Origin of the sequence: Herbidospora mongoliensis, assembly GCF_001570545.1 — a bacterium.
Lineage (GTDB): Bacteria > Actinomycetota > Actinomycetes > Streptosporangiales > Streptosporangiaceae > Herbidospora > Herbidospora mongoliensis.
In genome coordinates this window covers 281,539-299,486 of record NZ_BBXD01000022.1, presented here as the reverse complement: position 1 = coordinate 299,486, position 17,948 = coordinate 281,539, and the positions used below count along the sequence as shown (strand labels likewise).

20 protein-coding genes are annotated in these 17,948 nt (G+C 67.0%); 13 read left to right on the top strand and 7 right to left on the bottom strand.

Features of this window, described 5'->3' with window-relative positions:
• Positions 1–45: 45 nt before the first annotated feature.
• Complete coding sequence (locus AW272_RS33335) at positions 46–519, bottom strand: GbsR/MarR family transcriptional regulator (RefSeq protein ID WP_066373586.1); 474 nt, start codon at positions 517–519, stop codon at positions 46–48.
• An 83-nt stretch (positions 520–602) separates the two neighbouring features.
• On the opposite strand from AW272_RS33335, the gene AW272_RS33330 reads away from it, so the two are divergent.
• Both AW272_RS33330 and AW272_RS33325 read left to right on the top strand, forming a co-directional pair.
• Positions 603–1,484 carry an ABC transporter ATP-binding protein gene (locus tag AW272_RS33330; RefSeq protein ID WP_066373584.1) on the top strand — a complete coding sequence of 294 codons (882 nt, stop codon included), beginning with the start codon at positions 603–605 and terminating at the stop codon, positions 1,482–1,484.
• Positions 1,481–3,040, top strand: coding sequence for an ABC transporter permease (locus tag AW272_RS33325; protein WP_066373583.1), 1,560 nt, complete (start codon positions 1,481–1,483; stop codon positions 3,038–3,040). The genes AW272_RS33330 and AW272_RS33325 overlap by 4 nt, the downstream gene beginning before the upstream one ends.
• Positions 3,041–3,138: 98 nt before the next feature.
• On the opposite strand, the gene AW272_RS33320 is transcribed toward AW272_RS33325, so the two are convergent.
• Together AW272_RS33320 and AW272_RS45770 are read right to left on the bottom strand one after the other, a co-directional pair.
• Positions 3,139–4,227 carry a YeiH family protein gene (locus tag AW272_RS33320; RefSeq protein ID WP_066373581.1) on the bottom strand — a complete coding sequence of 363 codons (1,089 nt, stop codon included), beginning with the start codon at positions 4,225–4,227 and terminating at the stop codon, positions 3,139–3,141.
• Positions 4,224–4,352 carry a hypothetical protein gene (locus AW272_RS45770; protein WP_275527335.1) on the bottom strand — a complete coding sequence of 43 codons (129 nt, stop codon included), beginning with the start codon at positions 4,350–4,352 and terminating at the stop codon, positions 4,224–4,226. Before AW272_RS45770 ends, AW272_RS33320 begins: the two co-directional genes overlap by 4 nt.
• A gap of 59 nt (positions 4,353–4,411) precedes the next feature.
• Between AW272_RS45770 and leuE the strand changes: the two genes are divergently transcribed.
• The 3 genes from leuE to AW272_RS33305 all read left to right on the top strand — a co-directional run bounded on the left by leuE (position 4,412) and on the right by AW272_RS33305 (position 6,699).
• Positions 4,412–5,050 carry a leucine efflux protein LeuE gene (gene leuE / locus AW272_RS33315; protein ID WP_066373579.1) on the top strand — a complete coding sequence of 213 codons (639 nt, stop codon included), beginning with the start codon at positions 4,412–4,414 and terminating at the stop codon, positions 5,048–5,050.
• A gap of 519 nt (positions 5,051–5,569) precedes the next feature.
• Positions 5,570–6,199 carry a VC0807 family protein gene (locus tag AW272_RS33310; RefSeq protein ID WP_066373577.1) on the top strand — a complete coding sequence of 210 codons (630 nt, stop codon included), beginning with the start codon at positions 5,570–5,572 and terminating at the stop codon, positions 6,197–6,199.
• Positions 6,200–6,228: 29 nt separating this feature from the next.
• The gene (locus tag AW272_RS33305; RefSeq protein ID WP_083958968.1) at positions 6,229–6,699 is read left to right on the top strand and encodes a TspO/MBR family protein; all 471 of its coding nucleotides are present in this window, start codon (positions 6,229–6,231) and stop codon (positions 6,697–6,699) included.
• Here the strand turns inward: AW272_RS33305 and AW272_RS33300 are convergent.
• Complete coding sequence (locus tag AW272_RS33300) at positions 6,696–7,643, bottom strand: ROK family transcriptional regulator (protein WP_218011150.1); 948 nt, start codon at positions 7,641–7,643, stop codon at positions 6,696–6,698. The genes AW272_RS33305 and AW272_RS33300 overlap by 4 nt on opposite strands.
• 54 nt (positions 7,644–7,697) lie before the next feature.
• Here AW272_RS33300 and AW272_RS33295 point away from each other — a divergent pair, with 54 nt between their 5' ends.
• The 6 genes from AW272_RS33295 to AW272_RS33270 all read left to right on the top strand — a co-directional run bounded on the left by AW272_RS33295 (position 7,698) and on the right by AW272_RS33270 (position 13,212).
• Positions 7,698–8,834 carry an MFS transporter gene (locus tag AW272_RS33295; protein ID WP_066373575.1) on the top strand — a complete coding sequence of 379 codons (1,137 nt, stop codon included), beginning with the start codon at positions 7,698–7,700 and terminating at the stop codon, positions 8,832–8,834.
• Between the two features lie 11 nt (positions 8,835–8,845).
• On the top strand, positions 8,846–9,589 hold the full coding sequence (locus AW272_RS33290; RefSeq protein ID WP_066373574.1) for an SDR family oxidoreductase: 744 nt from the start codon (positions 8,846–8,848) through the stop codon (positions 9,587–9,589).
• Positions 9,590–9,791: 202 nt separating this feature from the next.
• Entirely contained in the window at positions 9,792–10,607 is an 816-nt protein-coding gene (locus tag AW272_RS33285) for a DMT family transporter (protein WP_245657856.1), read from the top strand.
• 11 nt (positions 10,608–10,618) lie between these two features.
• Positions 10,619–11,842 carry a glycosyltransferase gene (locus tag AW272_RS33280; protein WP_066373572.1) on the top strand — a complete coding sequence of 408 codons (1,224 nt, stop codon included), beginning with the start codon at positions 10,619–10,621 and terminating at the stop codon, positions 11,840–11,842.
• A 12-nt stretch (positions 11,843–11,854) separates the two neighbouring features.
• Positions 11,855–12,490 carry a DUF998 domain-containing protein gene (locus tag AW272_RS33275; RefSeq protein ID WP_066373570.1) on the top strand — a complete coding sequence of 212 codons (636 nt, stop codon included), beginning with the start codon at positions 11,855–11,857 and terminating at the stop codon, positions 12,488–12,490.
• Between the two features lie 83 nt (positions 12,491–12,573).
• Positions 12,574–13,212 (top strand): hypothetical protein, encoded by a 639-nt coding sequence (locus AW272_RS33270; RefSeq protein ID WP_157518979.1) that lies wholly within the window; start codon positions 12,574–12,576, stop codon positions 13,210–13,212.
• A gap of 42 nt (positions 13,213–13,254) precedes the next feature.
• Here the strand turns inward: AW272_RS33270 and AW272_RS42700 are convergent, their stop codons facing one another.
• Positions 13,255–15,342 carry a hypothetical protein gene (locus AW272_RS42700; protein WP_157518977.1) on the bottom strand — a complete coding sequence of 696 codons (2,088 nt, stop codon included), beginning with the start codon at positions 15,340–15,342 and terminating at the stop codon, positions 13,255–13,257.
• A gap of 1 nt (position 15,343) precedes the next feature.
• Complete coding sequence (locus AW272_RS42695) at positions 15,344–15,742, bottom strand: hypothetical protein (protein ID WP_157518975.1); 399 nt, start codon at positions 15,740–15,742, stop codon at positions 15,344–15,346.
• Positions 15,743–16,040: 298 nt separating this feature from the next.
• Here AW272_RS42695 and AW272_RS33260 point away from each other — a divergent pair, with 298 nt between their 5' ends.
• Both AW272_RS33260 and AW272_RS33255 read left to right on the top strand, forming a co-directional pair.
• Entirely contained in the window at positions 16,041–16,187 is a 147-nt protein-coding gene (locus AW272_RS33260; protein WP_157518973.1) for a hypothetical protein, read from the top strand.
• Positions 16,188–16,239: 52 nt separating this feature from the next.
• Complete coding sequence (locus tag AW272_RS33255) at positions 16,240–17,076, top strand: phosphotriesterase family protein (protein WP_066373562.1); 837 nt, start codon at positions 16,240–16,242, stop codon at positions 17,074–17,076.
• Here AW272_RS33255 and AW272_RS33250 read toward each other — a convergent pair.
• Positions 17,033–17,929 (bottom strand): alpha/beta hydrolase, encoded by an 897-nt coding sequence (locus AW272_RS33250; protein WP_066373561.1) that lies wholly within the window; start codon positions 17,927–17,929, stop codon positions 17,033–17,035. The two genes, AW272_RS33255 and AW272_RS33250, sit on opposite strands and share 44 nt — an antisense overlap.
• Between the last annotated feature and the right edge of the window lie 19 nt (positions 17,930–17,948).

The following is a 17,948-nucleotide window of genomic DNA, read 5'->3' as shown; positions in this document are numbered from 1 at the left end:
CCGGAACCCGAGGCGGTCTATGTCAACAAGTGTCAGGCCACTCTGTCAGTCAAGCCCGTGTTCCACCTTGTACTTGCGCCACAGGTCCAGCAGGATCGGCATGTTCTCCTGGACGAACCGGAAATATTCGTTCATCGTCCTGACCCTGCGGGCGGCCGGAGTCCCCTCGCCGAGCGCGTTGGCGGTCTCGTCGGTCAGGGCCACCAGAACGGCGAACAGATCGCTCTTCAGCGCCGACGCCTCGTACCACGGGTTGTCCGGCAGCCGGTAGACGTCGCTGCGGGAGCCGACCAGGGGCTCCTTGGTCAGCAGGCCCACGTGGATCAGATAGCGCACCGCCCCCGATACCGCCGCCGGGCTCACGCCGAGACGCTCGCCGATCTGCGTGGCGGTCAGCGCGTCTTCGTCTGCGGTCATCACCGTCATCAGCACACGTGAGGCCATCCGGGGGAACCCCCAGTCGTTGAAGACCATCGCCATGCGCTCGGTCCCCAGGCGTACCGCGTCCTCGTCTCGCATCCAACCTCCTCTCCTGAATATATATGTGATTCATACGCGTTACTCATTTCACAACTTCATGAAACAAGCGTACGGTCCGAAACATGGAAAACGCCATCGAGGTGTCCGGCCTCCACAAGGCCTTCGGCCGGACGCAAGCACTGAACGGACTGGACCTCACGGTCAGGACCGGGGAGGTGCACGGTTTTCTGGGCCCGAACGGATCGGGTAAGTCGACCACGATCCGTGTCCTCCTCGGGCTGCTCCGGGCCGACTCCGGCTCGGCCCGCCTCATGGGCGGCGACCCGTGGAAAGACGCCACCGCGCTCCACCGCCGCCTCGCCTACGTCCCGGGCGACGTCACCCTGTGGCCCAACCTGTCGGGCGGCGAGGTCATCGACCTGCTCGGCAGGCTCCGCGGCGGGCTCAACCCCAAGCGCCGCACCGAACTGCTGGAGCGCTTCGACCTCGACCCGCGCAAGAAGGGCCGCGCCTACTCCAAGGGCAACCGGCAGAAGGTCGCCCTGGTCGCCGCGCTCGCCTCCGACGTCGAACTGCTCATCCTGGACGAGCCCACCTCCGGCCTGGACCCCCTCATGGAGGAGGTCTTCCGCGAGTGCATCGTCGAGGAGAAGAAGTCGGGCCGCACCGTGCTGCTGTCGAGCCACATCCTGGCCGAGGTCGAGCAGCTCTGTGACCGGGTGAGCATCATCAGGAACGGCCAGACCGTCGAGACCGGCACCCTCACCGACCTGCGCCACCTGACCCGCACGTCGATCAGCGCCGACCTGGCCACTCCCCTGACCTCCATTCCGGGCGTGTACGACCTGGTCGTCGACGGCACCCGGGTCCGCTTCGAGGTCGACACCGACAAGCTCGACGAGACCCTCAAGCACCTGACGTCCGCCGGAGTCCGCAGCCTCACCTCCCAGCCCCCCACCCTCGAAGAGCTCTTCATGCGCCACTACCAGGGTGCGGCGTCATGACCGGAACCCGTCACCTGATCCGCCTGATCCTCCGGCGCGACCGGGTTCTGCTCCCCCTCTGGGTCGTGATCCTGGCCGCCCTCCCGGCCGTTTACGCCGCCAGCTTCGCCGAGCTCACGCCCACCGAGGAGTCCCGGATCCTCTACGCGCGGACCACGGCGGCCGTCCCCTCGATCGAGGCGATGATGGGCCCGGTCTACGGCCACAGCGTCGAGGCGCTGGCCACCCAGCGGGCCGGGCTGACTCTGCTGATCCTCGCGCTGATCAACGTGCTGGTGGTGATCCGGCACACCCGTACGGAAGAAGACGCCGGGCGGCGTGAACTGGTCGCCGCGACCGTCGTCGGACGGCACGCCCCGCTCGGCGCCGCGCTGATCGTCGTGGCCGGCGCCGACCTGGTGCTGGGCCTGCTGACCGCGGCCTTCCTGGGTTTCACGGGCGGCGCGCTGCTGCTCGGCATGTCGCTGGCCCTCGCCGGGATCGTGTTCGCCGCCGTCGGCGCGGTGGCCGCGCAGCTCACCGAGAACGCCGGACCGGCGCGCGGGCTGGCCCTGGGCGCGCTCGGCGTGGCCTATCTGATCAGGGCGGCCGGCGACGCGACCGGCTCGAACCTGTCGTGGGCCTCGCCGCTGGCCTGGAGCCAGTACACCCAGCCGTTCGCGGACGAGACCTGGCTGCCGCTCCTGGCCTCCCTCGGTCTGTCGGCGCTGCTGGCCGGGCTGGCCGGATGGTTGTCGGTGCGCCGCGACGTGGGCGGCGGGATGCTGCCGACCCGGCTAGGCCCCGCCGGCTCGACCTCGCTGACCGGCCCGTTCGCGCTGGCGTGGCGGCTCCAGAAGGGGCTGCTGATCAGCTGGAGCGTTGGCTTCCTGATCTTCGGGCTGGCCTTCGGCGGCGCGGTGTCCGGCGCGACCGAGGCGTTCAACGGCAACCCCGAGCTCGCCGAGCTGTTCGCCCGCCTGGGCGGCGGGGTGTCGCTCACCGACACCTTCATCGCCACCCTGCTGGGCATCGCGGCCATCGCCGCCGCCGCATACGGGATCCAGGCGGCCCTGAGGATGCGCGCGGAGGAGACCGCGATGCGGGCGGAGCCGGTGCTGTCCACCGCGACCGCGCGGGTGCCGTGGGCGCTGGGCCATGTGGTCTTCGCGGTGGTCGGCCCGATCGTGGCACTGCTCATGATCGGCGCCGGTCTCGGTCTCACCTACGGTGCCGACGTCGGCGACATGGGCCAGGTTCCCCGCCTGATCGGCGCCTCGCTCGCGCAGGCTCCGGCGGCGGCGACGCTGACGGGCCTGACGGTCGCCCTGTTCGGGCTGCTGCCGCGCCTGACGGCGGTGGCGTGGGGGATCCTGGCGATCTGCCTGCTGCTGGGACAGATCGGCGCACTGCTCCAGCTCAGCGAGGTCGTCCTCGACCTGTCGCCGTTCACCCACACGCCCCACCTCCCCGGCGGCGAGGCGACCGCGCTTCCGCTGCTCACCCTCACCGTGGTTGCCGTGGCACTCCTCGCGGCAGGTCTTTGGGGCTTCCGCCGCCGCGACGTCGGGGTGTGAAGCTACCGGCCGGGTGACGCCCCGAACAAGGGGCGTCACCCTTAAGCAGGGGTTATGCCGCAGCAGGGCACGGTCCAGCCCCGAGAATGTGATTTACGTCACACGGGGAAGCCGCTGAAAAGCAGCAGCGCGAGGCCGAGCGCGAGGACCAGGTTGAGCACGGCGGCGGCGCCGAAGACCGCGACCGGCCGCCATCCCGCCTCACGCAACGAACTGACCTTGAACTCCAGCCCGATGCTCACGAAGGCCAGGATCAGGAACCACACCCGCAGGTCGTTGGCGACCGCGATGGTGGCCTTGCCCTCATCGGAGGAGACCGTGCCGAGATACCAGGTGGCGATCACCGACGCGGCCACGAACCCGAGCACGAACTTCGGGAACCGCGCCCAGAACTCCCCGATCCCCGGCGCCTTGGCGCCCGGCGTCCGCTCGATCTTGAACGCGAACCACGCCGTCAGCGCGATCACCACGATCCCGATCAGCGCGTTCTGGGTGACCTTCACGATGGACGCGACCGCGAGCGCGTCCTCGCTGACCAGCGCGCCGGCCGCGGTGACGGCGGCCGTGGTGTCGATGTTGCCGCCGATCCAGGCCCCCGCGACCTCGTCGGTCAGCCCGAACACCGAGGCGAGCCACGGCACCAGGAAGATCGACGGCAGCGCGAACGCGATCACCAGGCTGGCCGTGTAGGCCAACTGCTCCTTCTTCGCCTGTACGGCTCCCGCCGCCGCGATGGCCGCGCTCACCCCGCAGATCGACACGGCCGACGCCAGCAGCGCGCGCAGCTTGTCGTCGATCCCGAGCCGCCCCGCGAGCCACCAGGTGAACAGGAACACGCTGGTGATGAGCAGGATGCCCTGGATGATGGCCGGACCGGCGGCCGTGACGATCACCTTGAGGTTGATCGAGGCCCCGAGCAGCACGAGTCCGGTCTTGATGAAGAACTCGGTCCTGAAGCCGCCTTCGAGCCGCTCCCGCCACCCGGTGGCGGTCAGGATCGCGTTGCCGAGGAGCCCGAGGACGATGGCGTAGACGGGGTATTCGATGGCCTTGGCGAAGTCGCCCTCGAACCAGGTCGGGACGTTCTTCTCCAGGAACCGGGTGGCCGCGCCGAGGAGCAGCACGACGAGGACGCCGAGTGCGACGTACAACCCGGTGCTCCGGGTCTGGGTCTGCGTCTCGGTCATGGGATCAGCCCCGTCGGGATGACGCCGATGATGATGAGCACGAGCAGGACGAGCCCGATGATCGTGGCGGCCCAGTCTTCGTTGAACTGGGTCCGGCTCTCCTGCCGAGTGGGGGGTTCGGTCATGCATTTCATACTAAACAAATAGGAATTGTGGGTAAAGGTGCGAGCGGTATCGTGACGTCGTGTTCTTCGGCATCACCGACATATGGACCTATGTCATAGGCGCGTTTCTGATCGTCCTCCTCCCCGGCCCGAACTCCCTGTTCGTGCTCTCCACCGCCGCCCAGCGCGGCGTCCGCGACGCCTACCGCGCGTCGGCCGGCGTCTTCATCGGCGACTCGGTCCTGATGGTCGCCTCGGCGGCCGGGGCCGCCTCGCTGCTCATGTCCAACGAACTGGTCTTCACGATCGTCAAGTACGCCGGGGCGGCGTATCTGGCGTACATCGGGATCACCATGATCTGGGGGGCGTGGCGCACCAAGACCATGACCGGCGGCGTCGAGACTCCGGCGCCCTCGCCCGATCCGTTCCGCAAGGCGCTGGTCATCAGCCTGCTGAACCCGAAGGCGATCCTGTTCTTCGTGTCGTTCTTCATCCAGTTCGTGAACCCCGGATACGCGGCGCCCGCGCTGTCGTTCCTGATCCTGGGGGCGATCCTGCAGGTGTTCTCGGTGCTCTACCTGTCGGCGCTGATCTTTGGCGGGACGTTCCTGGCCGGGCAGTTCAGGCGGCGGAAGGCGCTGACGGCGGGGCTCACCACCGGTGTGGGGGCGGTGTTCCTCGGGTTCGGCGCGAAGCTGGCGACGACGAGCCTGGGTTAGCCGCCCGGCCCGTCTCGGCGCTCGAACCGGTCTCGTGGTGCAGGCGGGAAATGCTCTCCCGCAGGTCGGTGACCTTCATCGTGGCGACGATCGACTGTGTGACGGTGACCGCGAACAGTAGGAAGACGAGCGGGAATACCCGGCGCGGGATCATTCAGACCGCTCCGCCGCACGGATGTCCGCTTTCTCGCCCTCGGCCGTCACGTCACCCCTCCTGGAACGATCTGCACAAACGGACTGTAGCTACACCAACCGAGTGCTAACAGGGGTTTCCATGACATTGCGGGCAAACTTGGAATGACTTCGGTAAAGCTGACTAAAGGAGCCGGGATCCCCTTCAGCCAAGAGGGTTACATCCCTCTAACTCAGTACATGTCCCCTAGGGGTTAACCCCGGGCACCCCTGAGGGTGGGGTAATGTAACGGATCGGCCACGGCCTCCCCAACGGGTTTTCACACACCACCCCATGGGTAGGCGCTGAAGCTTTAGCGTCGGTGCTCCGACGCCCAAAGGAGCAGCATGAACCACCCTCAATTCGCCCTGCCCCGGCTGACCGCCCTGCTCCGTACGGCGGTTCCCCGGCTGCTCGAAGGGGTGGTCGCTCCGCTGGTCGTGTTCTACACGGCCTTCGCGCTGCTCGGGCTCGACGGCGGGCTCATCGCTGCGGTGACCTGGGTCTACTTCGGGGTCGCCTATCGGCTGGTCCGGCGGCGGCCGGTGCCGGGGACCATGGTGCTCGCGGCCATCGCGATCACCGTGCGGGCGCTGCTGGGGTGGTGGAGCGGGGATGCGGTGGTCTACTTCATCCAGCCCGAGCTCGGCACGATCTGTATCGCGATCGCCTTCCTGGCCTCCGTGCGGCTGAACAAGCCGCTGGTCCAGCGGCTGACGCTCGACTACATCCATCTTCCGCAGTTCGTGCTGAAGCACGCGCGGATGCGGCAGTTCTTCGCGCGGATCACGTTGCTGTGGGCGTTCGTGCTCCTGTGCAACTCCGCTGTGAGCATCTGGCTGCTGCTGCACAACAACGTCTCGACCTATCTGCTGGTGCGCACCTCGGCGGTGGCCCTGATCACCGGGGTGGCGTTCGCGGGGTCGATCTGGGCGTTCCGGCGGGTGCTGAACCGGATGCACGCCGAGCCCGCTTGACCTGATCCGCCGCGGGCAGGGGTTGCCCCATGAGCACCCTGACCCGTCATCGCTGGCCTGGCCTCGTCGTGTTCGCGCTGGTCGTGGCGCTGGTCGCGGTGGTCGGCGGGCTCGCCGCCTCCAACGCCGGAGCTGTCTACAGCCGGCTTGAGCTGCCCTCGTGGGCGCCGCCGCAGTGGCTGTTCGGGCCCGCCTGGACGGTGCTCTACATCCTGATCGCGATCTCCGGGTGGCTGGTCTGGGAGGCTCGCGGGTTCGACCGTTCCTTCGTTCCCTACGCCGTCCAACTCGTCCTCAACGCCCTGTGGACGCCGTTGTTCTTCGGCGCCGGGCTCTACGGGTGGGCGTTCGCCGACATCTCGCTGCTGTGGGTGGCGATCCTGGTCAACCTGGTGATGTTCTTCCGGCGGCGGCAGGCCGCGGGGTGGCTGCTGGTGCCCTATCTGCTCTGGGTGACCTACGCCGGGGCGCTCAACCTGTCGATCTGGACGTCGAACTAGCCGAAGGTCTCGTCCCTGGCCGCATCGAGGGCCAGCAGGGTCGCGCCGAGCAGGACCGGGTTGTCGGTGACCTGGCTCGCCCTGACCTCCACGGGCACCGGGCAGATCGCCTCGACGGCGCGCTGAACCCGTACGGACAGATCCTCACCGCCCGCGTGGCCGATGCCGCCGCCCAGCACGACGAGGCCCGGGTCGACGACCTCCACGATCGTGGCCACGCCCAGCGCCACCCGGTCGGCCAGCTCGTCGAGGGAACCGGGAACCGCGGAGACGAGTTCGTGCAGGTCACCGCCGCGTAGCGGGAGGAAGCCGACCTCGCCGGCCGCGCCGGACATGCCCCGGCGGAGCTTGTGGTCGAGGACCAGCGCGCCGCCCGTGCCGGCGTCGAGCCAGAGCAGGGCGAAATCGGCGCGGCCGACGGCCGCTCCGGCGCGGTGTTCCGCGATGGCGGCCAGGTTGACCTCGTTCTCTATCACCACGCGGGCGCCCAGTTGCTCCTGTTCGGCCAGGGCGTGGCGGGAGCCGTGGCCGGGAGCGCCGACGATGACGGTGTGCAGCGGGTTTCCGCGGCAGGCCACCGCGCGGACGGCCGCCACGATGCCGGGCTGACCGGGCAGAACGGCTTCTTCGACCGTCTGGCCCGCGAGATCGGCGCAGACCGCGCTCACGTGGTCGGGGCGCACGTCGACGCCCACCACATGGGCGCGAGCCGCCGCCACGCGCCAGAGGCGGGCATTCGGGCCGCGCCGGTCGGCGCCCGTCTCCCCGGCCGGTTCGATGAGCGCCGAGTCGTGGAGGCGGTCGATCAGGTCGGAGACCGACGGGCGGGACAGACCGGTCAGTTCGCGCAGCTGCGGGGCGGTCAGCGGGCCCTGCTCGACCAGGAGGTCGAGGGCCATGCGGTCATTGATCGCCCGCGCGGTGCGGGGGGTCGCCTTAATCATCAGGAAGCCTAACTGTTAATTTGATCGTACCCCTCTGATCTACAGGAGTATGAAATGCGTCGCGCGATCTCGCTGGTCTTCCTGAGCCACGGGTTGGTGGCCGGAAGCTGGTCCACGCGCATCCCCTGGATCCAGGAACACCTGGGTCTGTCGGCCACCACCCTCGGTCTCGTCCTCCTGGCCACGGCGGGCGGGTCCGTCGTCGGTCTGCTCGCCGCCGGGCCCCTGTTAGCCCGCTTCGGGGCGCGGAACGCCACCGCGATCTTCGTCCCGGTGTACTGCCTCGCCCTCGGGCTGCCCGCCCTCTCCCCCAGTCTTCCCGTCCTCTGCCTGGCCCTCGCCTGTTACGGCGCCGCCGCCGGGATCTCCAATGTCGCGGTCAACGCGGAGGCGTCCGGCATCGAGAAGGCCGCCGGACAGCCGATCATGACCCGCCTGCACGGCATGTGGTCGGTCGGCATGCTGATCGGCGCCGGGGTCGGCGCCCTGGCCGCCTCTCTGGAGATCGCCGCGCCGCTCCATCTCGGCGCCGTCGCGGTCCTGTCCGCGAGCGGCGCCGCGCTGGCCGCCCGGTCCCTTCCGGTACGTCCTCACACCGCCGTCCAGGAACGACGGCTCGGCCTGCCGTCCCGGCCGGTGCTCGCGATCGGGCTGGTGGCCTTCTGCTCGTCCTTCGCCGAGAGCTCCGTGGTCAACTGGTCGGGCATCTACGTGCGCGACGTGACCGGGGCGGACGCCGTGGCGATGGCGCTGGCCTATGTCGCCTTCGCCTGCACGTCGGCGCTGTCGCGGCTGGGGTCGGTCGCGGTGATCGTCCGGCTCGGGATCGTGAAGACCGTCCGGGCCGGGGCGCTGACCGGGCTCGCCGGGGGCGCGCTGGTCGTGTTCGCGCCGGTGACCTGGGTGGCGGCGCTCGGGTTCGGGCTGATCGGGCTCGGGCTGGCCACCGTCGTGCCGCAGGCGTTCAGCGCCGCCGCCGACGCCGCGCCCACCCCCGGGGAAGGCGTGTCGGGGGTCGCCATGTTGACACTGTTCGCCGGGCTCGGCGGCCCCACGCTCTTCGGTGTGATCGCCGACGCCTTCTCACCCCGAGTTTCGTTCCTGCTGGTCACCGGGGCGGTGGCGGCGATCGCCCTGGCGGCGCCGGTGCTGCGTCCACGAGTATCGGCACCTGTCCCCGTGCGTGTGTGAAAGGACTTCCCTTGTCTGTTGAAAGGTCTGTCGGAAAAGCTCTCGTCACCGGTGCCAGCCGCGGGCTGGGCGCCGTCATCGCCGAACGTCTCGCCGCCGACGGTTGGCACGTCCTGCTCAACTACGCCCACGACACCGCCGGGGCCTCCGCGGTCGCCGGGCGGGTGCGGGCTCAGGGTCATTCGATCGAGATCGTGAAGTTCGACGTGACCTCCGAGGAGGAGGTCGCCGCCGCGCTCGCCGCCGCCGGGCCGATCGCGGTCGTGGTCAACAACGCCACCGGCCCGCAGCCGGAGATCCCCGTCGAGGACCAGACCTGGGACGACCACCTCGACCAGCTGAAGTTCTTCGTCAAGGCGCCGCTGCTGATCCTCCAGGCGGTGCTGCCCGGCATGAAGGAGGCCGGCACCGGCCGGATCATCAACATCGGCAGCGAGGTCGCCGACCTGGGCAATCCCGAGTTCGCCCAGTACGTCGCCGCCAAGATGGCCATGCACGGCCTGACCCGATCGTGGGCCCGCGCCCTGGGGCCCTTCGGCATCACGGTCAACACCGTCGAGCCCGGCTGGATCCCCGTCGAACGCCACGCGGACGTGGCGGCGGACAGCTACGAGTCGTACACGAAGACCCTCGCCCTGAGCCACATGGGCACGCCCGCCGACGTCGCCGACACGGTCGCGTTCTTCGCCGCAGACGGCTCCCGCTTCGTCACCGGGCAGCGGATCGCCGTCAACGGCGGCAAGACCATGAGCTGAAAAGCCCCCCGGGGTCGCGCCAGGGATGACCGGCCGTCATCTCAGGGGCGATCCCGGATGGATCTCTCTCCCGTTTGAACCAGGCTGCGGTTAGCAGTCAGGCACGAAGCGGAAATCTCCCACGAGTTCCCGAACCGGACGCCAATTCGCGGCGTTCCGGCCACTGTGCCATGGCTTCATCCAGGGGAGAGGAGTCCGCACCATGAGCATGCTCGCGGCAGCGCCATCGGCGGCCGTAGCCCTAGTCGGTTCGCTCTTCTTCGCCCTCGGCGCCGCCCTCCAGCAGCACGTGGCGGCGACCGCGAACGAGCCCCGCGTGCTGGTGCTGCTGCGCCGGCCGCGCTGGCTGCTCGGCGGAGCGGTGATCGCCGCGGGCGGACTCCTGCACATCTACGCGCTGAGCATCGGTCCGCTGACGATCGTGCAACCCATGGGTGTGGCCAGCCTGCTGTTCGCGCTCCCCATCGCCGCCGCCCTGCACGGACGCAAGACGTCCAGGCACGAGCTGGCCGCAGGAGCGATGGTCGCGATCGGCCTGATCGCGCTGGTCCTGATGGTTCCGGTCTCCTCGCAACCCCCGAGGATGACCGGCGCCGAGCTCACCCTGATGCTGGGTCTCGCGGGCGCCGCCGCCCTCGTCTGCCTGGCCGCCGCCGCCCGGATCAGGCCACCGGGGCGCACCGCCCTGCTGGCCGTCTCCGCCGGGATCATGTACGGCGCCGCGTCCACCCTGATGCGGGTCATCGCCGACGGCTGGCCATCGCAGCTGTGGTTCGCCCTCGCCCTGCCGATCCCGCTGATCGGGGCACTGATGCTGCTCCAGAAGGCGTACGCGATCGGGCACTTCGGCGTGGCGTTCGCGGCGTTACAGGTCACCGACCCGGTGACCGCGGTGTCCTTCGGCGCGCTGCTGCTCGGTGAGCCCCTCCCCGCCAACGGTCTGGCCGCCGTCGCGGCCGCGGCCCTGGCGGCGGCCGGAACGGTCGCGCTCGCCAGAACCACCCCCCTGTCAAGGTGAACGGAGCCCCCATGAGCCTCACCCTCGCCGAGGCGTCGGTAGCGCAGTCCAGCCCCCGCAGGGTGCTGATCGCGTCCGACACCTACCCGCCTGATGTGAACGGCGCGGCCTATTTCACCCACCGTCTGGCCTCCGGCCTGGCGGCCCGGGGGTCGGAGGTGCACGTCGTGTGCTCCTCCGACGACGGCCCACCGGTCACCGACGTGATGGACGGCGTGCTCGTGCACCGGCTCAGGTCGGCCCGCCTGATGGTCCACCCGACGATGCGGTTCACCGTCCCGGCCGGGCTCGGCCGCACGATGGACCGGCTGGTCCGGCGGATCTCCCCCGATGTCGTGCACACCCAGGGCCACTTCGTGGTCGGCCGTTCCGCCGTGGCCGCCGCCAAGCGGGCCGGGCTGCCCGTGGTGGCCACCAACCACTTCATGCCGGACAACCTCTTCCAGTTCACCGGTGTGCCCACCCGGCTCCGCCGCCGGGTCGGCGAGCTGGCCTGGAAGGACCTCAACCGCATCTTCGAGCGGGCCGACCGCGTCACCACGCCGACCCCGCTGGCCGCCGACCTGCTCTCGGCCAAGGGGCTGCGCAGCGAGGTCGAGCCGGTGTCGTGCGGCATCGACCTGTCGCGGTTCCATCCGCAGCCGCAGGGCTGGGCGCGCCGCCGGTTCGGCGTGCCGGAGCGTCCGACGATCCTGTTCGTCGGCCGCCTCGACGAGGAGAAGCACCTCGAAGAGATCGTGCTGGCCCTGCCGAAGCTGCTCAACGACCTCGACTGCCAGGCCGTCTTCGTCGGCCAGGGCAACCGCCGCGAGACGCTGGAGAAGCTGGCCCACCGGGTCGGCGCCGGGGACAACGTGAAGTTCCTCGGCTTCGTCTCCGACGCGGACCTCCCCCAGGCGTACGCCGTCGCCGACGTGTTCTGCATGCCCGGCACGGCCGAACTCCAGAGCATCGCCACCCTGGAGGCGATGGCGAGCGGCCTGCCGATCGTCGCCGCCAACGCGATGGCGCTGCCGCACCTGATCGAGGGCAACGGCCACCTCTACACGCACGGGGACGTCTCGGAGCTGGCCCGCCACCTCAAGTTCATCCTGACCCACCAGGAGGAACGCGCCGCGATGGCCAGGGCCAGCCTCACCCTGGCCGCGACCCACACCCACGAGCAGTCGCTGGCCCGTTTCGAGGCGATCTACGGGGAACTCGTGCACCGCGCACCCATATCCGCTGTCCACTGATCCGGGGGAACCATGATCCTGCTGGCCACGGCCGGCCCGGCGACGGCCCTGCTCCTGATGCTGGCCCTGCACCTCTTCTTCTTCGACCTCATCGACCCGATGACGGGCCTGCTGAGCGACTACGCCGTCACCAGCACCATGACCGAGACCGTCTTCGCCCTCGGCATGATGGCCCTGGCGGCCGGCTGCGTCGCGACCTCGTGGACCCTGACCCGGTTCGACCCGTCGCGCACCGCCGCGACCCGGGTGCTCCTGATCATCGCGGCGGCGGGCCTGGTGCTGGCCACCGTCTTCCCGACCGACGTGTCCACCACCGTGACGTCGCTCAGCGGTGAGATCCACCGCTGGTCGACGGCGGCGGTGTTCACCTCGCTGCCGGTGGCCGGCTGGATCCTGACGCGGCGGGGGCCGCTCGGGGCGGCGGGCCTGCTGGCGCGGGCGAGCGGGGTCATCCTGGCGTGCTACCTGCTGAGCCACCCGACGTCGCCGGTGTCGGCGCTGATCGGCGGCGAGACCTACTTCGGGCTGCTGGAACGGATCGTGGTCGTCCTGGAGATCTTCCTGGTGATCGCCCTGGCGAATGTGGGCAAGGTCGGCCTGCGCGCGTTCACCCCGGCGAAGCAGCCGGAAATCGCACTGAACGGCTGAACATACACCGCCCCTTTTTCATGAAAGGGGCGGTGAATCAGATTTACTCAAATGATCTGTGGCGGTTCCCCCATACTCCCGTCATGAAGAGTATTGCGGCCGCTGTCACAGGGGTTGCGGTGGCGGTGACCTGGCCATTCGTGGATTCGGATTTGTCCGACAAATACCTCGGACCGGTCAGTCTGTTCGCCGGATTCGCCGCTTTGACCCTTTTAGTGGTCAGCCTTTCCAACAAATCCACCAAGTCCCGACTTACGCCTTTCATCGTCGCCGGATTCTCGTTGATGACCGCCGGACTGGCCGTCTCGCTGCTGCGCCACGCCGGGGTCGCACCTCCGGTCGCCGCCGCGCGGGCGCCGCTCGCGGTCAACTACGGGATGGTGCACATCACCCACCCAGTCGACGGCCGGTTCACCCCGACGTGTTCGACTGTCAGCCTCACTGCCATTCCGCCCGACGCCGGAAAGCTGTGGCTGATCGTCGGCGGATCGGACGAAGTCTCCACCTCCGTACAGGAGGTGCTCCGTCATCAACTGGCCGAAGAGGGACGCTGGCAGGCGCCGGTACACATCGGAACCGAGGACCCTCGCGATGCCGACCATGAATACGACATCCGGGTCTACTGGGTGCCCGACGGCAGCACGCCGCCGACCATACCGGCCGAGGCCCAACTCCTAGACGAGATCGCCGTCATTAAGGACCCTGAAAAGCTGGCATGCTGAGTGTCGGCTCAGCAAGAGCAGTGTTCACCTCTAAGGTCCCACCTATTCTTCTATCTTATTAGCATGAAGGTCTCCGGACATATCATGAGACAACGGCGGTCTCACGTAAGCACGATGACCGTGATCACAGACCGGAAGATTCGCCAGGGCTACCCGGGCATTGATCAGCGCTTGATCATCTTCTTCCGGCATTCCATAGAGGAAATGCGACAGCGCGTCGATCGGAGTATGGGCGTCTCGAATCTCGGATAGCAAGCCGTATGTCACGTCCCGGTCAAGCCATCCAGCCTGAACGCCACTTGCCCAAGTCCGAAGTGTGGTATATGCCTGACGATGCACCTCGGGTTGAGACAAGGCGGTGGCCCATCCCGATACCAGGAAATCATGGATCTTGACGTCTCCAGAGACCAATCTCAACAGAGAGTCGATGACACCAGGCGGCTCCGCCGAATGGACCAAGGAAAGGAATGCCCGGCTAGTTGAGGCCTGCGTGGGGTGTTTCTCCAACCACGACCTAACAGTTGAAATCACCCGCGTTTTATTCTCATCGCTGATCAGAGCATAGGTGATCATCGCCTTGGCAGCCACGCTCGCTGCCGCGTCATCCCGAGAAAGCAGATGGCGAATTCTCACAAGACCGATTCGTGGCCATCGAATGCCATAGCGAAGATTGCAAACTCTTGCGGCCACCAAACGATGCGGAACGCTGTCCCCTTTCGCCCAGACGAGCAAAAGCCTATGGACTTCCCTGCGAAGTTCCTCGACTTCTGCCGCCTTGTTCACTAGATCTGCAATCACAGGTATGCGATCGTCCGTTTCGCTACAAGCCCCGATCCAGGCGGAGAGAACTTCAAAGAATGGCGAGTCTGCCGGTTTCTTCGAGATTTCTAGAAGCCTACGACCGATGCCCTGCAAACATCCAGATGCAACCCCATTGCGCGCAGAGATCCGATTGATCCAGTCAACCGTTGCCACACGTTCGTCTGGCCAGTGATGCCAATCCATCCTAATGACAGAGGCTGCCAATCCCGGCTTTGCCGCAAAGGTCACGGTGTCGACTTCTGAAATCGTGACGCCCATGTCCTCCATCCGACGCCGCGGACTCTTCCCTTCCCGAAAACGGCGTGGGTTAATAGAATCATTCTTGTAAAACTCGGCTGCGGCTCTCAGACACAGCTCGACCGGCTCATTCTCAAGGAATGCCGCCGAAAGGAGCATGAGCCGGTCCCTGCCACGGACCCCCGCTCCAGTAAGTTTTTGCTCGAGGAAATCAGGCCACTGCAATACCTCATCTCTGATCTCATTCAGCCTGGAGAATCCTTGCTCGCGGACCTGTTGGTCGGCGAGGTTGCTGTAGAGCTCGTAGGCGTCATTGATCCGACTGAGCTCGATACGCCTAAAGCGCATCACTGCGTCAACAGCATCGGCGGGGCTCATTCTCGGAGTGATCAGATTCGCAAATATATCAATGCCGTGGCCATCTTCATCGGACGGCCAGAGCCACCTGGCATGTCCCTCTCCATCGTTTTCGGCGACTAGATGCCTTCGTGCCACCTCAATTACATCGGGAGATTCCGCCATCACACAGTAGCGCGAATCGCCCGACCAATCCGTTCTTGTTCCGGTGATGATCACGCCAGCACCGACCTGACGAAGCTCATCAGCCCAAGATGTGAGGCAATCCGCAGCAGTTTTTTTTACAGGGCGAGAAGTTATGTCAATCAGATATCCATATCCTGGTACAGGATCCGGCAGAATATCCTGATCAGGTGCCTCCTCTTCGTCCCAGTCAGCGGCAATCTCAAATAGCTTCTCGCAAGAAGAAGGTCCTAGCCCGACCTCCAAGCCATGGATACCCGATGTCCGCTTTCCCGTGCCGGATGGCCCCTGGATGACCGCTAGCCCGCTTTGGCGCATGATCTCGGCTGCACGAATCGCACTGTTCGTTTCAACCCACAGCGGAAATCTCGCCGCGTTGCGATCGCCTTCAATTATCCTCACGGTCCGGAGCTTTGGGCGTCGAAGAATATTAATGGGCGCGGTATTATTGCCGGCAACCTGTACGACAGGAGCGCGACTATTCATCACCGACTGCACTGCGCCATAAATTTCGTATGGTTCTTCCGTCATGCTACCTACCACCGGCGCTGAGGTCACCACTGTTATCTCTGCCGATCTGGATGACTGGTCCACTATTATGGGACGCACTTTGATTGGTCGAAGCAGCGGGTCTCTCGAGTTGATACGTAGACAATAGTTTCAGATCGGCGAGTGCCTCCGGATGGTCTTCTAGAAGAGTTATGAATCTCCTGCGCCAGCGTTCCCTGATTTCATCTTCACTGAGCGTCTCCAAATTATTGCGGTCTGAATCCAAGCGCTCAAGCTGCCGCTGCTCTTCTACTGCACCTCCGCGCCCGAACAAGCGAACAGCAATCTCTCGAATGGATCCCCAGCTATCCTTTGCCATTTCCGCAACCAATGCGGCGGCCGCCGCTCCAACAATCGCGATCATTTCTGCCTGCTCAGTCATGAAATCCCCCTACTACTGACCGAACGGGGTCACCAACCAGAGTCTGTGTGACCCGAGGAATGTGAGACAACAGCCAAAGATACCTCTGAGCAGCCAGTTCGATCCATCATACAATTTCGACTTGGAATATAAAGCACAAATTGACCAACCCGAAATTCGCTACCTCGGGAATCACTCGAAAGTAACAACCTGAAATGGGATTTGGGACTGCCCGCCGTCCCCACGGCGACTCTGGTGGCATGGACTACTCATGTTCACTGAGAGTGATCCGACCGCAGCGCGCCGGTGTCGGTACTCCATGCGACCCTGCTGGGTCCCCGACGGCAGCGTGCCGCCCGCCGTCCCGGCCGCGGCCCAGCTCCTGGATGAGATCACCGTCGTGAAGGACCCCGCGTACCTGGCCTGCGCGTCCGCCGAGCCGACAAGCACGCACACTCCGGGGTAAAGGAATCCCAAGAATGACCTGATCACGCCTCAAAATCGGCTAATGTCCGGTCATGTTCGAGGCTCGAATCCAGACCGTCGCCGGGACCGTCCCGGTCAGTTCCGTCGAAGGTCCCGTGCTCCCCTGGGAGACCCTCCGGGCCGACACCCGCTGGGGTGTCAAGGTCGAGTCCGATCCGGAACGCTTTCTGGACGAAGAGGGCCACGTCACCGCCGAACTGACCCGCCTCAACAAGACGTTCGGCCTGTCCATCGTGGTCGACCACACCGGCCTCGGCATGGGCCGCGACACCACCGCGCTCACCCGCATGGCGGCGGGCAGCCGGGTCGCGGTCGTCGCGGCGACCGGGTTCGGGTCGGAACCGTTCGCCGGTGAGCTCATCAAGCCCGCCGGCGTCGACGACCTGACCGGTGACCTGCTCAGGGAGATCGGGGTCGGCCTCGACGGCACCTCCGCACGCCCGGGGCTCATCGTCACCGCCTCCTACGACGAGACCCCGACCCCGGCGGAGGAGCGCGCGACGATCGCCGCCGCCCGCGCCTCGCTGCGGACCGACCTGCCCATCGCGACCAGCGGGCTGGCCCTGCTGGAGACGCTGCTGCACCACAAGGTGCCGCCGAAGCGGGTCAACGTCAGGACCGCCGACCCGCTGGCCCAGCGCAAGATCTGCGAGACCGGCGCCTACGTCACGGTCACCTGCCCCGACGACGTGTTCACGCTGCTCGACGCCGGGCACGGCGAACGCGTGCTGTTCAGCGCGGGCATCACCCGTCGCGGCGACCTCGCCCCCTACGGCGGTGAGGGGTACGCGAAGCTGTTCGACGTCGAGGGCGTGCCCGACCTGGTCACCCGTGTGAACCCCGTGCGGTGGCTGGCAGGTGGACGCTGAGGAACTCACCCACGGCGTCCACCGCCTGGGTGACGTAGGGCTCGGCGTCGTACAGATCGATGTGCAGTTTGGCGTCGAGCCAGACCAGTTTCTTCGGCTCCGACAGCCGGGCGTGCACCTCGTGGGCGCCCTCGGGCGCGCAGTAGGCGTCGACCACTCCGTGCACCAGTAGGGCCGCTTTCGGGGACAGGAAGTCGGCGCCCATCATGTTGTCCATCGTGATCAGCTCGCGCATCGACGCCCGGGTCACCTCGTTCACCCAGCCGGACGCCTCGCCGCGTTCGGTTCCGTAGTACTGGAAGGGCTCGTCGCCGCCCATCGCGGCGTCAGGGCCTCCCACCGCCGGTATGTATTCCGGCCGCGCCCCCTGGTCCTGCTTCTCCAGCACCTCGGTGAAGGCCTTGAGAGCGCCGGGCCACCAGTCGCCCGACCTCATCGTGTAGGGGCTGTTGTAGCCCCCCGCGATCCCCACGAACAGCCGCACCCGGGGGTCGAAGGCGGCGAACTTCAGCGCGTAGCCGCCGCCGAGGCAGATGCCGACCGCGCCGATCGCGTCGGACCTGACCTCGGGACGGGCGCGCAGGTAACTCACCGCGGCGCGCAGGTCTTCGAGCTTCCCCTGCGGGTCCTCATGGCGGCGGGGCTGGCCGTCGGACTCACCCCAATTGCGGTGGTCGAAGGCCAGCGTGACGTAGCCGAGGTCGGTGAAACGCTCGGCGTACAGGCCGGTGACCTGCTCTTTGACGCCGGTGAAGGGACCGGTGAAGACGAGCGCCGGGTGGGGCCCCGGGCCCGTGGGCACCCTCAGCTCGCCGACGAGCCGGAGGGTGCCTGCGGTGAACTCGACTCTCATTCCCTCAGTGTTGACGACA

Excerpts from the sequence above, each read along its gene's own strand:
- AW272_RS33320 (WP_066373581.1), bottom strand. The coding sequence starts at position 4,227 with ATGACCGAGACGCAGACCCAGACCCGGAGCACCGGGTTGTACGTCGCA.
- AW272_RS33305 (WP_083958968.1), top strand. The coding sequence starts at position 6,229 with ATGAGCACCCTGACCCGTCATCGCTGGCCTGGCCTCGTCGTGTTCGCG.
- AW272_RS33295 (WP_066373575.1), top strand. The coding sequence starts at position 7,698 with ATGCGTCGCGCGATCTCGCTGGTCTTCCTGAGCCACGGGTTGGTGGCC.
- AW272_RS33280 (WP_066373572.1), top strand. The coding sequence starts at position 10,619 with ATGAGCCTCACCCTCGCCGAGGCGTCGGTAGCGCAGTCCAGCCCCCGC.
- AW272_RS33300 (WP_218011150.1), bottom strand. The coding sequence starts at position 7,643 with ATGATTAAGGCGACCCCCCGCACCGCGCGGGCGATCAATGACCGCATG.
- AW272_RS45770 (WP_275527335.1), bottom strand. The coding sequence starts at position 4,352 with ATGACCGAACCCCCCACTCGGCAGGAGAGCCGGACCCAGTTCAACGAA.
- AW272_RS33285 (WP_245657856.1), top strand. The coding sequence starts at position 9,792 with ATGAGCATGCTCGCGGCAGCGCCATCGGCGGCCGTAGCCCTAGTCGGT.
- AW272_RS33335 (WP_066373586.1), bottom strand. The coding sequence starts at position 519 with ATGCGAGACGAGGACGCGGTACGCCTGGGGACCGAGCGCATGGCGATG.
- AW272_RS42700 (WP_157518977.1), bottom strand. The coding sequence starts at position 15,342 with ATGACGGAAGAACCATACGAAATTTATGGCGCAGTGCAGTCGGTGATG.
- AW272_RS33310 (WP_066373577.1), top strand. The coding sequence starts at position 5,570 with ATGAACCACCCTCAATTCGCCCTGCCCCGGCTGACCGCCCTGCTCCGT.
- AW272_RS33270 (WP_157518979.1), top strand. The coding sequence starts at position 12,574 with ATGAAGAGTATTGCGGCCGCTGTCACAGGGGTTGCGGTGGCGGTGACC.
- AW272_RS33255 (WP_066373562.1), top strand. The coding sequence starts at position 16,240 with ATGTTCGAGGCTCGAATCCAGACCGTCGCCGGGACCGTCCCGGTCAGT.
- AW272_RS33250 (WP_066373561.1), bottom strand. The coding sequence starts at position 17,929 with ATGAGAGTCGAGTTCACCGCAGGCACCCTCCGGCTCGTCGGCGAGCTG.
- AW272_RS42695 (WP_157518975.1), bottom strand. The coding sequence starts at position 15,742 with ATGACTGAGCAGGCAGAAATGATCGCGATTGTTGGAGCGGCGGCCGCC.
- AW272_RS33275 (WP_066373570.1), top strand. The coding sequence starts at position 11,855 with ATGATCCTGCTGGCCACGGCCGGCCCGGCGACGGCCCTGCTCCTGATG.
- AW272_RS33260 (WP_157518973.1), top strand. The coding sequence starts at position 16,041 with ATGCGACCCTGCTGGGTCCCCGACGGCAGCGTGCCGCCCGCCGTCCCG.
- AW272_RS33330 (WP_066373584.1), top strand. The coding sequence starts at position 603 with ATGGAAAACGCCATCGAGGTGTCCGGCCTCCACAAGGCCTTCGGCCGG.
- AW272_RS33325 (WP_066373583.1), top strand. The coding sequence starts at position 1,481 with ATGACCGGAACCCGTCACCTGATCCGCCTGATCCTCCGGCGCGACCGG.